General features: G+C 41.5%; 16 protein-coding genes and 1 tRNA gene. 8 read left to right on the top strand and 9 right to left on the bottom strand.

What is annotated here, in order from left to right:
• Window positions 1-113 precede the first annotated feature (113 nt).
• From MKO06_RS14710 to MKO06_RS14685, 6 genes are all read left to right on the top strand, one after another.
• On the top strand, window positions 114-1,655 hold the full coding sequence (locus MKO06_RS14710) for an OmpA family protein (protein WP_241552835.1): 1,542 nt from the start codon (window positions 114-116) through the stop codon (window positions 1,653-1,655).
• Between the two features lie 68 nt (window positions 1,656-1,723).
• Window positions 1,724-2,239, top strand: a complete 516-nt coding sequence (idi, locus tag MKO06_RS14705) for an isopentenyl-diphosphate Delta-isomerase (protein ID WP_241552834.1) — start codon at window positions 1,724-1,726, stop codon at window positions 2,237-2,239.
• Entirely contained in the window at window positions 2,239-2,649 is a 411-nt protein-coding gene (locus MKO06_RS14700) for a 6-pyruvoyl trahydropterin synthase family protein (RefSeq protein WP_241552833.1), read from the top strand. The genes idi and MKO06_RS14700 overlap by 1 nt, the downstream gene beginning before the upstream one ends.
• Window positions 2,650-3,099, top strand: a complete 450-nt coding sequence (locus MKO06_RS14695; RefSeq protein WP_241552832.1) for a peroxiredoxin — start codon at window positions 2,650-2,652, stop codon at window positions 3,097-3,099.
• A gap of 63 nt (window positions 3,100-3,162) precedes the next feature.
• Complete coding sequence (locus MKO06_RS14690) at window positions 3,163-3,429, top strand: hypothetical protein (RefSeq protein ID WP_241552831.1); 267 nt, start codon at window positions 3,163-3,165, stop codon at window positions 3,427-3,429.
• A 6-nt stretch (window positions 3,430-3,435) separates the two neighbouring features.
• Window positions 3,436-3,509: transfer RNA gene (locus MKO06_RS14685), tRNA-Thr, on the top strand.
• A 388-nt stretch (window positions 3,510-3,897) separates the two neighbouring features.
• Here MKO06_RS14685 and MKO06_RS14680 read toward each other — a convergent pair.
• From MKO06_RS14680 to MKO06_RS14650, 7 genes are all read right to left on the bottom strand, one after another.
• Window positions 3,898-4,650: a DUF4369 domain-containing protein gene (locus MKO06_RS14680; RefSeq protein WP_241552830.1), complete on the bottom strand. Its 753-nt coding sequence runs from the start codon at window positions 4,648-4,650 to the stop codon at window positions 3,898-3,900.
• A gap of 54 nt (window positions 4,651-4,704) precedes the next feature.
• Window positions 4,705-5,970 carry a DUF819 family protein gene (locus MKO06_RS14675; protein ID WP_241552829.1) on the bottom strand — a complete coding sequence of 422 codons (1,266 nt, stop codon included), beginning with the start codon at window positions 5,968-5,970 and terminating at the stop codon, window positions 4,705-4,707.
• A gap of 66 nt (window positions 5,971-6,036) precedes the next feature.
• Window positions 6,037-6,843 (bottom strand): HAD family hydrolase, encoded by an 807-nt coding sequence (locus tag MKO06_RS14670; RefSeq protein WP_241552828.1) that lies wholly within the window; start codon window positions 6,841-6,843, stop codon window positions 6,037-6,039.
• Window positions 6,843-7,013, bottom strand: coding sequence for a type II toxin-antitoxin system antitoxin (locus MKO06_RS14665; RefSeq protein WP_241552827.1), 171 nt, complete (start codon window positions 7,011-7,013; stop codon window positions 6,843-6,845). The genes MKO06_RS14670 and MKO06_RS14665 overlap by 1 nt, the downstream gene beginning before the upstream one ends.
• 3 nt (window positions 7,014-7,016) lie before the next feature.
• Window positions 7,017-7,949: an alpha/beta hydrolase family protein gene (locus MKO06_RS14660; protein ID WP_241552826.1), complete on the bottom strand. Its 933-nt coding sequence runs from the start codon at window positions 7,947-7,949 to the stop codon at window positions 7,017-7,019.
• A complete protein-coding gene (locus MKO06_RS14655; protein WP_241552825.1) occupies window positions 7,846-8,427 on the bottom strand; it encodes a hypothetical protein in 582 nt (193 codons plus the stop codon). Before MKO06_RS14655 ends, MKO06_RS14660 begins: the two co-directional genes overlap by 104 nt.
• A gap of 4 nt (window positions 8,428-8,431) precedes the next feature.
• Entirely contained in the window at window positions 8,432-9,292 is an 861-nt protein-coding gene (locus tag MKO06_RS14650; protein WP_241552824.1) for an SPFH domain-containing protein, read from the bottom strand.
• Between the two features lie 119 nt (window positions 9,293-9,411).
• Between MKO06_RS14650 and MKO06_RS14645 the strand changes: the two genes are divergently transcribed.
• A complete protein-coding gene (locus MKO06_RS14645; protein WP_241552823.1) occupies window positions 9,412-10,194 on the top strand; it encodes a S1/P1 nuclease in 783 nt (260 codons plus the stop codon).
• On the opposite strand, the gene MKO06_RS14640 is transcribed toward MKO06_RS14645, so the two are convergent.
• On the bottom strand, window positions 10,191-10,775 hold the full coding sequence (locus MKO06_RS14640) for an alpha-ketoglutarate-dependent dioxygenase AlkB family protein (RefSeq protein WP_241552822.1): 585 nt from the start codon (window positions 10,773-10,775) through the stop codon (window positions 10,191-10,193). The two genes, MKO06_RS14645 and MKO06_RS14640, sit on opposite strands and share 4 nt — an antisense overlap.
• A gap of 4 nt (window positions 10,776-10,779) precedes the next feature.
• On the bottom strand, window positions 10,780-11,142 hold the full coding sequence (locus MKO06_RS14635; protein WP_241552821.1) for a DoxX family protein: 363 nt from the start codon (window positions 11,140-11,142) through the stop codon (window positions 10,780-10,782).
• 147 nt (window positions 11,143-11,289) lie between these two features.
• Between MKO06_RS14635 and MKO06_RS14630 the strand changes: the two genes are divergently transcribed.
• Window positions 11,290-13,524 (top strand): tetratricopeptide repeat-containing hybrid sensor histidine kinase/response regulator, encoded by a 2,235-nt coding sequence (locus MKO06_RS14630; RefSeq protein ID WP_241552820.1) that lies wholly within the window; start codon window positions 11,290-11,292, stop codon window positions 13,522-13,524.

Raw genomic sequence — 13,524 nt, 5'->3', positions numbered from 1 at the left:
ACTAGGCTTTTTCGATTAATTGTGGGATATTTAATAGTGCTTATATCCTGACAATGGTTTTTCCCCTACAAAACCTGAAACTTTTACTAACGGGCTTTTTCATAATTTGCTCTTTGGGTGATCTATTTTCCCAGAAGAACGAGATGATCTCCAAAGGTTCCTACGCAATAAATATGGGCGTTATTCCACAAACACCAGAGAATGCGCTTAAACCTTATGGACTTATCTATGAACTCTTGAAAAATCATCCGGTAGAGATCAAATGGATCATCAGGCCCGATAAGAAAAAAGATGGAGTTGACTTTAGGTTAGGGGAAGAGGACTTTCGTGCTGGTTCATTTGTGATCCCTGTTTCTTATATGAGTCCCGAAGTGGAAAAGGAGATTCAAAAGTGGGAGGAAAAAGGGGTCGTAGGGCAGAAACTACAGGAAGATCAAATGCTCCCTCTTTTCACTGAATTATCGGTGGCACCAAAATGGACCTTAGATAAACAAAATGGGGCAATTGCACTGGCATATTTCAAACTGGCTGGTATTCCAGATTCGGCCCATGGCGGGTCTAATATCAATAATTGGAAAGAACCATCTGAATTGGGAGTTTGTGATGATCTTTTTATTATGCCACATGCCGAGCCTACCTTTGAAACTCATAAAAACCTTTATTTCTGGAACCGGGAATATAAAGGTGCCATATGGGCCGGATGTCATGCGGGGAGTCAGCTTGAGAACCTTTACGGTCGGGTAGATTTCAATGGTAAATCACAATTGATACAACTCAATTTTCTTTCGGCTGGTGCAGCAGGAGCGAGGACTACTGGTTTAGTTCCTTATTACGATCACAGGTTTGCCACGCCGCCATATACGCATCAATTAGCCTCAGACCCCGTGTCTCAATATCTGGGTAAAAGCGACATGGCCCTTATCAATGGTTCTGAACGGATCTATTATCCTAAAAAGGCAAATGAATGGCGCGCAGGAGCCCGGCAGATCATTATCGATCAATCGGCCCCCGACATTCCTGATGTTTCCAATGGGCCGGGCTGTGTCCTGATCTATGGGCATGGTTTTGATGATCCAAAGAATGGATTGGTGATGTACCAGGCTTCCCATGATTTTTCCGGAGAAGCTCCTTCCAATATCGCAGCCATAAGGGCCTTTTTTAACTGGAGTTTTTACGCAACCGAGGTAAAAAGAAAAGAGAACATCATACAGTTCGAGAGCAAGGATGGCGGAAAGATTTTTGCTGCGCGTATTGGTGATGACCTGGCCAAAATGTTAACCCAGGATCCCATTCTATTCGATCTCGATAAGGCAGAAATTAAACCAAAGGCAGCCGCTCAACTGGATGAGATCGTGGCCTATATGGAAGAATATCCCGAATTGCTTATCGATATCAGGTCCCATACCGATAGCCGTGCAGATGATGCCTATAACCTGGATCTTTCCAGGAAACGGGTAGAGGTCACACAGGATTACCTAGTCAAAAGCGGTGTGAGTGCCTATCGGATCTCCGGAAGGGGTTATGGAGAGACCGAATTGACCAATGATTGCAGGAACGGCGTTCCCTGCCCGGAAGCTGAACATGAGAAAAACCGAAGATCAGAATTCATACTTTCCATTAACTGTGAGGTTTATACAGGAAATCTAAAACTTTAGGAATTGCTTAATCAGGCTGGTTGTGAAAAAGTAGTCCGATTTTGTACATTTGGCTTTCAAACAAAAAAATGGCGCAAGAAAAAGTAATACTGGTAAACGAAAAGGATGAGCAGATAGGTTTGATGGAAAAGATCGAAGCTCACGAAAAGGCATTGCTTCACAGGGCATTTTCAGTATTCGTTTTTAATGACAGGAACGAACTGATGATTCAGCAAAGGGCCTTATCCAAGTATCATAGCCCTGGCCTATGGACCAATACCTGTTGCAGTCATCAGCGCGAAGGAGAATCTAATATTGAAGCGGGTAAACGAAGGCTCATGGAAGAAATGGGGTTTACTACAGATCTAAAAGATACTATTTCATTTATATATAAGGCTCCTTTCGACAATGGCCTGACCGAACATGAATATGATCACATTTTGGTTGGAAATTTTGAAGGAGAACCCAATTTAAATCCTGATGAAGTAGCAGCATGGAAATGGGTAGATATGGAGGAATTAAAGGCCGACATGAAGAAAAATCCACAAATCTATACCGAATGGTTTAAGATCATTTTCGATAAATATTATTCACATATTCAGTAATGAGGATCACCGTACACAGAAAAGCTCATTTCAATGCTGCCCACCGGCTTTTTCGCAAGGAATGGACCGATGAAAAAAACCTGGAGGTATTTGGCAAATGCAGCAATCCCAATTATCACGGGCATAATTATGAACTGATCGTATCTGTGACCGGCCAGCCAGATCCTGAGACCGGTTTTGTGATGGACCTTAAAATTTTGAAGGATTTGATTTATGAAGAGGTGGAAGAAGCCTTTGATCATAAAAACCTGAATTTGGAGGTTGAAGAATTCAAAGACCTTAATCCAACTGCCGAAAATATAGCGGTGGTGATCTGGAATAAACTTCGTTCCAAAATCAAGTCTTCTCACGACCTGGAAGTTACGCTTTATGAAACGCCGCGAAATTTTGTTAGTTATAAAGGTGAATAGATGAAACTGGGAGATAAAATACCAACTTTAACATTGAAGGACCAGGACGGGCGTGAAGTAGACCTTAGAAGAAAGGCTGAAGGAAACAGCCTGGTCGTGTTTTTCTATCCGAAAGATTTTACTCCGGGTTGTACCAAGGAGGCCTGCAGTTTCAGGGATAGTTATGAAGAATTCAGGGACCTGGGAGCTGAAGTAATAGGTATCAGTTCAGACTCTGAAGATTCACACTCTAATTTTAGCAAAAGATATAACCTGCCTTATCCCATATTGAGTGATAGGGATAAAAAGGCAAGAAATGCGTTTAATGTTAAGCCCAGTCTTTTGGGTTTATTACCGGGAAGGGAGACTTTTATCTTCAATGATAAAGCAGAACTCATTCATAAATTTAATAGTATGAGTGCAGGAAAGCATATTCCCGAGGCACTCGCAGTGCTTAAAAGAAATCAATAATTTCATTTAAAAACAATTTCATATCGAAAAATAGTTTAAATTCGCAGCCGAAATTTATTTAAGATGGCGAGTAAAAGATTATTGAAGAAGGATGTGAATTATGTGTTTGGCGATATTATAGATGCCGCATATATCCATCAAATGGCTAATCCAAAAGAAGATCCGGCAAAATCGGAAGCTATCGTGGATGAAGCTATTGAAAATTACGACGAGATCATCACTAAGATCAACAAGCGTGATGTAGAGAATAAAAAGAAGCATTTCAATGAAATTCAGGTTGAACTTGAGGCGAAAGCCAGAGACCTGGTTCAGAAGCTGAATGCTCTCTAGTAAGTTGCCGATGTAGCTCAGCTGGCTAGAGCAGCTGATTTGTAATCAGCAGGTCGTGGGTTCGAGTCCCTCCATCGGCTCTCAATAAAAGCCTCTTCGAAAGAAGGGGCTTTTTTGTTCATATCACCTGGGACGAGAAGTTTATCCTGAGCGTAGTCGAAGGGAGTCCCTCCATCGGCTCTCAATAAAAAGCCTCTTCGAAAGAAGGGGCTTTTTTTGTTCGTATCACCTGGGACGAGAACCTGCCTGCCATTACCGCCAGGTAGGCAGGGCCTGTCCTGAGCGCAGTCGAAGGGAGAACCGCGATTGATCAATTTATTGATTATTCTGACAGTTAGGTGTCAATTCTTGCCAGGATCTTCGGGGGATCACTTAAATTTCCGGGCCCATGTAAAATACCGAGTTGTGTTCAGGTCAAGCCAAAAAAAAAGAGCCCAAAGGCTCCTTTAAATTTTTGAAGAAATTGAATTACGAATTAGTCTCTTCTTCTGCTTCCTCCTGTATTTTCTCTTCCAGCTTTTCCTCTTTTCTTCGCTCCTTTAAATAGTCTTTCAATTGTTTTCCGTATTTAGACTTTTTTACATTCGGAGAAAGGGAAGTATAAATGGTATCCAGGTACTTAATGTTGGCATCGAAAACTTCAGAAAGCGCCAGGTAAGGAGCTATTTCCAGGTCCTTATTATTGATGGCGTAATTAACCGTGAAAAGATATTTTCTTCTTAGGAGGCTATTGTATTTCTTATCGATCTCTATCAGTTTTTCCTCGTTCTCTTCCTTTTCGGCTTCAAAACTTTCCTTTATCAAATCGAGGTTCTGATCGTTAAAACGGCTCATCATTTTGCGGTATTCTGCTAATTTTTCCTGGTTGGCAGAACCCGTAATTTTTGCGTTGGTTTCGAATTTTTCGAGGCTTGTGTTTATAGTGATCTGTCCTTTATCTGCGAAAAAATCGATTCGATCATCAAATTTACTATTGTCTACCTTATCCAAATAAAGATACATCATTTGCGGACTCTCAAGATAGGTTTCCAGGCTAAAGACGGGGTCTCCATCTACTTCCATGGAATCTACATTGATAAGCATCGTATCTTCCACCTTCTGGAGGTATAAGGTTCCTTTTTTTAATCCCTTGATCTCTCCACTTACCACAAGATTGCTTTCTTTTTCTGAACAGGCAGTAAACCCGATCAAAATCACTAAAAGAACAGCTAGTTTTTTCATTTTATATACACAGATTTTTTGGAGCGCAAATATCTTATATTTTTCCGGTTAATGCTAACTCCCGGCGGCGATTTGCATCAAAATTGTACACAGGATGGCGCCGTAGGTTCCCACTACATATCCAAATACTGCAAGGAGCACGCCAACTGTTGCCAAAGAAGGGTGAAAGGCTGCAGCTACTACAGGAGCAGAAGCTGCTCCACCTACATTCGCCTGGCTTCCTACCGCCAAAAAGAAATATGGAGCCTTGATAAGTTTAGCAGTGACCAGCAATACGATCACATGGATGAGAATCCATATAAGACCTATCCCCAGTAGACCAGGATTCTCAAAGATCTTGCCCAGGTCCATTTTCATCCCGATGGTTGCAACCAGGATGTAAATAAAGATACTTCCTATTTTACTGGCTCCCGCACCTTCGTATGTTTTGAACCTCGTAAAGGAAAGTGTGATCCCAATAGCGGTTGCAATGGTAATCATCCAGAAGAATTGTGAGGAAAAAGATGATAAGGCACTTTTTGAATCACTGAAAACCTCAAAATTGGCTAAAAGATATTCAGACATTCCATCTGCTCCCCAGTGAGCAATTCCAACAGCACCAAACGCAAGGGCAAGCATGATCATAAAATCCGGTAGTGTTGGAATACGAGTTACGCTTTCGGCATAACTGCTAACTTTCACCTTTAGTTTTTCAATCGCAGAATTATCGGCCCTGAGCCAGCTGTCTATACTTTCGTTTTTGCCTATTCCCATCAGGATTACGGCCATCCATATGTTAGCGACAACAATATCTACAAGCACCATTCCGCCGTATAATTCCGGGTTGTATTCATAGATCTCCAGCATGGCCGCCTGGTTAGCACCTCCACCAATCCAGCTACCAGCGATCGTGGAAAGTCCACGCCAAATGGCATCTGGTCCTACACCGCCAAGGGTTTCAGGTGAGATCACAGACATGATCAAAATGGCGATAGGACCACCCAGTACAATGCCTATGGTTCCAGCAAAGAACATAATAAGGGCTTTTGGCCCCAGGTTAAAAATTGCTTTCAGGTCTATGCTAAGAGTCATCAGCACCAGGGCAGCGGGTAATAAATAGCGGCTGGCTACAAAATATAATTGTGAAGTTTCATCATCTATCCAGCCAAGAGAGTTGAAAACGGCAGGAATCATATAACACATCAATAGTGCAGGAACTACCGAATAGAATTTCTTCCAGAAACCTTCTTTTTTAGAGGAGGTATAAAAAACAAAGCCAAGGGCTAGCATCAACAAACCAAAGACGATCGCGTCGTTGGTGAAATAGGGAGTGTTTTCCATAAGATCTGACTAGATTGGCCGGCAAAATACAATTTTTATTAAATCTTTCCAGCCAGTCTCAGATTGTTATATCTTCAGGATTTCAACAATACTTCTGGCTACTCCATCTTCTTTCCCCGAATGGGTTACCATGTGAGCGACTTCCATTACTTCAGGTTTTGCATTACCAACTGCCACCCCCATGCCTACTCCTTTAAGCATTTCTAAATCATTGTAATTATCACCAAAGGCCAGGCTTTGTGAGAGCGGTATGTTAAAATGATTATTGAGCAAATGTTCCACTGCGGTGAGTTTCGAGATGGACCGTGGAGCTATTTCCAGATAAGTTGGTTTTGACCGGTAGAGGTGAAGCTCGTTGGGATGATTTTCGCTAAGAAAACTTACGATCTCGTCTATCTTGAATTCTTCTCCCATAGCCATGATCTTATGGGCACCTTTTTCTTCCTTCTGCCATTTATCGATAACCTGTTTATTTGGCTGAATTTCAGGTTGAACCTTGGTGTTACTGATCTCCCTGCTCGCCCAAAAATCATGTTTTGGGACATACCACTCGTCATTATGATAAAGGCTTAAATGAACTTCTAATTCCCTGTTGAAATTTGCCAGATTATCGAGAATATTTAAGGGAATCTCTGTAGAGCTCACCGGCTTATCATCTACCAGGATAAGACCACCGTTATAGCTTATAAGCGGCTGGTCCTCGATATCCATTTTTGCCTGTAGATGTCTCATCGCGGCAGGCATCCTTGAAGAAATGAGGATAAACGGAACAGTGCCATTTAATTTTTTTACGGTTTCGATAGTAAAAGGTGAAAGTTCCCGGTCATGATTTAACAGGGTTCCATCTATATCTGAAAAAATGATCTTAAACATTAATCTTCCTTATTTTTAGATTTCGGGTGTCTTTTTGCCTCTTTTAAAGCCTTGCTCAGCATCCATTCGATCTGCCCATTGGTGCTCCTGAATTCATCAGAAGCCCATTTCTCAATGGCCTTGAGCATCTCTTCGTCGACTCTTAATGCGAATGCTTTCTTTTTAGACATGATTTATTCAAGTTCTTTTACGAATTTGGTGATAACCGGAACCAGTTCTGGATGTAAAGCCTGGTTAGGTTCGTTATAGGATTTGGTATTTACCAGCCTGTCTTGAGATTCGATCTTCCTGAAAATATGGTTCATTTTATCTAATAGGACCAGTTCGGCCTCCGGATTAGCTTCCTTTAGTAGTTCTGCTTCCTTTTCGGCTACCTGGATATCAAAGGTTCCATTGATGATTAGAATGGGAATTTCCAGTTTGGATATTTCTTCGGCAGGATCATATTGTATCCAGCTTTTCATATAAGGCTGAACGGAAGGTCTAAGCACAAATTCAACATTCTGGTAGTTTTCGGTCTGGCCATTTTCCATCAGTTCATCAAAACCTGCACGAACTTTTTCGCCCATTGCGGGATTTGTATTCGCGACCTGTTCTACGATCACATCATCTATAGGCCTGCCAGCGCCTGCCAGCGAGATAAAGGCATCTACATTTTCACCTGCGGCCAGCATCCCGATAAGTGAACCTTCACTATGCCCGGCGAGTACGAGGTTTTCAAAGCGGTCATCGTTCTTGAAATATTCGATGATGGAATTTACATCGGTAACAAAATCATCAAATCTGAGGTCCTTTTCCTTGATCTGTAGCTCGGTCATCTTGAATATTCGCTTGTCGAACCTAAAGCTGGCAATACCTTTATCAGCTAACTCTCTTGCTAATTTCTTCATCCCGTCATTGTTCATCATAGGCTGGTTTCCATCCCTGTCTGTAGGGCCAGATCCCTGGATGAAAACAACGAGGCTCTTTGCTTTTTCTTCGGAAGGGGTGGTGAGCGTACCTTCAGTGAACTGGTCGATCTTTAGATCTTCCTCTATGTAATTTGCCTGCCCTATTCCCATTTGGAGAGTCAGAAAAAGGACGATGCTTAAAATTATGTTTTTCATAATACCTTATATTTTTCCTGTAGCGTTCTAAGATTCGTTTGGCTTCTTCAGGTTTATTAGTGCCTATTAAAAATTTTCGTTTGTCTTTGGTAATGATCTGAATTCCCATGTTTCCGGAAACATTATAGGCCCTGGCTTTTCCAATTCCTCGAACTCCCCAACCTCCAAATTCCTGGATGGGTAAGTACTGCCTGACAAAACAGTCATCAATTTCATTCCATTTAAAATGCTTTCTGAAGAACCTTAGCGGAACGAATTCTGCCGAAACGCCTGTTGAGTCTATCCTCGTCCTTAACCGAAGCTGCCAGAAAAGCATGATGATCAGGGAGATGAGGAAGAAACCGAAAAATTCCCAGATTTGAATTTCTAATCCTTTATTGTATTTCAAAAACGGAATACTGGTTACCAGTAGGCCACTTCCCAAAATAAGGAAAAGCCACCATTGTCGAAAAGCCTGTTCTTCCTGAAAAACCCTCATATATTTAATGGTTAAGTGTACCGGTATTTACAACCGGGGTGGCATCTCTGTCACCACAAAGTACAACCATCAGGTTGCTAACCATCGCTGCTCTTCTTTCAGGGTCCAGGTCTACCAGTTCTTTTCTGCTCAATTCCTCAAGAGCCATTTCAACCATGCTCACTGCTCCCTCCACAATTTTATGCCTTGCCGCTACAATAGCCGTTGCCTGTTGCCTCTTTAGCATGGCGCTGGCAATTTCATTCGCGTAGGCCAGGTAACCAATACGAGCCTCCAGAACCTCGATCCCGGCTATTTCAAGACGTTCCTCCAATTCTTTTTCCAGTGCGTTGCTCACCTCGTTCATGCTCGATCGAAGTGTAATGTCTTCATCTAGCCCCTCGTCTGCAAAATTATCATAAGGATAGAGACTGGCAAGCTTACGTACAGCAGCATCAGTTTGAACCACTACAAAATTTTCAAAATTGTCAACATCGAACGAAGCCTTAAAAGTATTGTGAACCCTCCATACCAGGATAGTGCTGATCATTACCGGGTTTCCTAATTTGTCATTTACCTTCAAACGTTCACTGTCGAAGTTGCGGGCCCTCAGGGAAATCTTCTTTTTGGTGTAGAATGGATTCACCCAAAAAAGTCCGTTTTTCTTTACGGTTCCTTTATAATCACCAAAGAGTAGTAGAACCCTTGATTCGTTGGGGTTTACAAGGATCAGGCTGGGAAGAATAAAAATCGCAATAAATAAGGTAATCCCCCAGAGCGGGTTACCCGTGTTCACAAAGCCTACAATCGAGCCGATGAGAAGAAGAAAGAAAACGGCCAGCATTACATAGCCATTCGAACCCTCAATAGTTTTTTCCTGTGTCATGATTGAAATTGTTATGATATTAAAATGATATTATAAATGTATTAAATTAAAAATGAAATTGATGCAGCCTTAACATTAAATTTTATCGACTTGGTTATATTTGCCAAAAATTATCAAGAATGAGAACATTTTTATTTAGCGTTATCCTGATTTTTAACCTTGGAATAATCCAGGCTGCAGATGCCGACTGGGGAAAAACAGGTCACCGTGCTACCGCCGAAATAGCCGAAAACAATTTGAACAAAAAAGCCCAGGAGGCCATAGAGGATATTCTTGAGGGAAGAAGCCTTGCCTTTGTGGCCAATTATGCCGATGATATTAAAAGTGATCCGGATTACCGCAAATACGGGCCCTGGCATTATGTGAACATACATCCCGATTCAAAGGAGTATATTGATGAAGAGGCCAGTGAAGATGGGGACCTGGTACAGGCTATCAGGAAGTGTGTAGAGGTTTTGAAAGATAAAAATGCAACCAGGGCTGAAAAACAGTTTCACCTGAAAATGCTGGTTCATTTTGTTGGTGATCTTCACCAGCCATTTCATGTAGGTCACGCCTCAGATAAAGGTGGAAATGATATACAGGTGAGGTGGTTTAACGACGGGTCTAATATCCACCGCGTATGGGATAGTGAAATGATCAACTTTTACCAGATGAGTTATACCGAACTTGCCATCAACACTAAAGATCTTTCCAAGGCAGAAAAAAAATCGGTACAATCAGGAAAACTGCTGGACTGGGTATACGAATCCAGGAAAATGGCCGAAGAATTATATGCCGGAGTGGATAATGGTGATAAACTTGGGTATTCCTATATGTACGAGCATATGCCAACGGTTCTTAACCAGCTTCAAAAAGGAGGTCTTAGGCTTGCAAAGATCCTAAACGATATCTATTCCTAGACAATCTTCCTGAAGGTCAGGTTTATTCTGGGGTTTACGGTTTTAGCTGTCTTTGGCAGGCTGTGTTTCCAGAATTCCTGGGTGGTTCCGCTCATGATCAAAAGGCTGCCATGTTGCAGCCTTATTTTATATCCCGCCGTGAGATCTTTTTTATGTTTCAGTTTAAAGAAACGTTCAGCACCCAGGCTAACCGAGGCGATCACGGGGTTTGGTCCCAGTTCTTTTTCATCATCGGCGTGCCAACCCATGCTATCTTTGCCGTCCCGGTATAAATTCACCAGGCATACGTTAAAATCGGTTCTGGCGATTTTCTCGCATTCTTGCTTCAGCTTAATTATAAATCCTGGAAATGGTTTTGGTTTCATGGTTAATCCGGAATAGGTGTAATCCAGGCCGCTTTCCCCGAAAAAAGCGGTGAGCCTGGGCTGTAATACCTCTTTTCCAAATAGTTTGATGGTATCCTGGCTCCATTCAGTTTCATGGAGAAGCCTATGCAAAAGTGTATCTGCTTCGACTTCAGGAATGAATGCGGAGTAGTAGCTTAGTGAAGCGTCCTTTAAAGAGATGTCTGTGTTTTCCAAAAACTTATAAATTTAAATAGAACCACGCCCACCATATCAGTAAAAACTGCAACGGGATCCTCGCTACAAGAATCCATTTCGGCACTCCGGCACCTGCTTTTTCAGAACTCAGCATATAAAAATGAACCAGCAGGAATACCAGCAGCATCAGGATGATTCCGTAGATCGCCAGGTCTTTGGTTTCAGGGAAACAAAGAGCAATTCCAAGCACAATTTCGGCCAGGCCGCTTAAATAAACCAATAGCTTGTGGCTGGGAAGATAACGAGGCATGATTCTCATATACATTTTTGGCTTCAGAAAATGAAAAACACCTGCAACGATATACATAAGTGCCATTAAATAAAGGTGCCATGGAAAATTGAGCATAATTATCATTTTGGCTGAAGATACTATTAAATAAAATTCTATGAAATATTCACTGTTTAAGGGCTTTTTCAATAATAAATCTTGCGTAAGTCCTTTGAATAGAGTAATTTTCACACGCCTAAATCTAATTGCTAACCTAATCTACCTTTGAAAAAAAGTCATTTTTTTCTACTGATTGCCTGTATTTTAATATGGGATGTTTCGTTTTCTCAGAGTCCTGATGAAGTGAGTCGGGATAGCTTAAAGTCTTTTTTGTCAAGTATCAATAAATATGTGGGTGAATACCATTATGACCTTGCTATAGAAGACTTTCCAGACCTGATTAATTTATCTAAAGAAGCCAATGACCCGTATTATACCTCTAAGGCTTATAACGGCTTAGGCCATGTCTACCTTGATCTTAAGGACACCTCCAGGGCAAGAATAAATTATAAACTCGGTTTGGAATACGGTTTAAAAGCCGATAATGATACGCTTCTGCTGGATTCTTATAACAACCTGGGGAACATTTATTCAGAACTGGAAGAATTCAGGGAAAAGGGTATAGATTACTATAATATGGTCATTGACCTGGCAGATAAGATCAACGATCCATTTAGTAAAATAGCTCCTAAATCAAACATAGGCTGGACTTACATGGACATGGGGCAATACGAAAAAGCATTTCCATACATCAGTGAGTCACTTACCTTGCTGGATAAGCATAAATTAGCTTATTCTGAAAAATATCAGTTAAATTATTATTATTCTCAAATATATCAGCTGCACGGGAGGTATTACGACCATAAAAAGCAATACGATACCGCTACTTACTACTTCAACCGGTCTATAGACCTTGCAGAAAAAGATACGCTCATTCTTCCTGCTGCGGAAGCCTATCATGCCTATTCTGAAATGCTTCAGAATAAAGGTGATTATAAAAAAGCGCTTGAAGCTCACCAACGATACAGCGAGCTGAACAACAAGATTTATGAGAATGAAAAACTGATGCAAATGGAGATCGCTAACGCGAGATTCAATGTAAATGAATACCGAAAGAACCTTGAGATCGCTGAAAGGGAACAAAGATTGCAAAATGAGATCATCAATAAATCCAAGGAAAAAGTGATCGTGATGGTCTTATCCTCACTGGGGCTGGTCTTTATCCTGGTATTTCTGCATAAGGTGAACCGGGATCGTAGAAACCTGATAGGTGAACTTAAGAAGAAGAACCGTCAATATAAGGAGGCTAAAGATGAGGCTGAGCGGTTATCCCTGCTCAAAACGCGTTTCTTTAGCACGGTAAGCCATGAAATACGAACTCCGCTATACGGAGTGATTGGCCTTACCAGTTTACTGCTTGAAGATAAAAGCCTTGGAAAGCATAAAGCAGACCTGAAATCCCTGAAATTTTCAGCAGATTATCTCCTGGCCCTTATCAATGATGTGCTGCAAATGAATAAAATGGAGTCTAACGATGTGAAACTGGAGAACGTTTCGTTTAGCCTACGGGAGCTAATGAATAGTATCACCAACAGTTTTGAGTTTACAAGACTTCAAAATAAGAACCAAATACACCTGCATATAGATGAAGAAATACCTAATTACCTCATTGGCGATTCTGTAAGGCTGTCCCAGGTTTTAATGAACCTCGTAGGGAACGCCATGAAGTTCACCGAAAGAGGAGATATTAATATTACAGCGAAGCAGTTAGGTTCAGAAAATAACAGGTCGTTCATCTATTTCGAGGTAAAGGATAACGGGCCGGGAATACCCAAGAGCAAAAGAAGAGTGATCTTTGAAGAGTTTTCCCAGCTCAACAATTCAAATTATAATTACCAGGGAACAGGGCTTGGTCTACCTATTGTCAAACGCCTGTTGAGGTTGTTTGGATCTAGAATTGAACTGCATAGTGTGGAGGGTGAAGGCTCAACCTTCAGTTTTAAGATCATGTTCAGGATCGATACTTCAAGGAAGGAAGAAGACGAGCTAATCCAGGAAAGCTTCTCAGATGTTCATCCATCTAAAAAGATCCTGATCGTGGATGATAACCGCATCAACCAGGTAGTTACACAGCGAATCCTTACCAAAAAAGAATTCGAGTGTAAGGTCGCCGGAAACGGAACGGAAGCAATAGAAATGGTTAAAGCTGAAGATTTCGATCTTATTCTAATGGATGTCAACATGCCTGGTATTTCAGGACTGGAAGCTTCCAGGGAGATCAGGAAATTCAATGCTACAATTCCAATTCTTGCCCTTACCGCCGTTGAGGTAGATGAAATTCGCGAAGAGATCATTACCGCCGGGATGAGCGGAATCATCGTTAAACCTTACGACGTACAGAAATTCTACCAGATCGTATACAAACATTTAAGCCTGCAGAATCTATCTGAAAGGGTGTAG

Origin of the sequence: Christiangramia oceanisediminis (assembly GCF_022570735.2) — a bacterium.
GTDB classification, from domain to species: Bacteria; Bacteroidota; Bacteroidia; order Flavobacteriales; family Flavobacteriaceae; genus Christiangramia; species Christiangramia oceanisediminis.
This window is presented reverse-complemented; position numbering and strand designations above follow the sequence as displayed.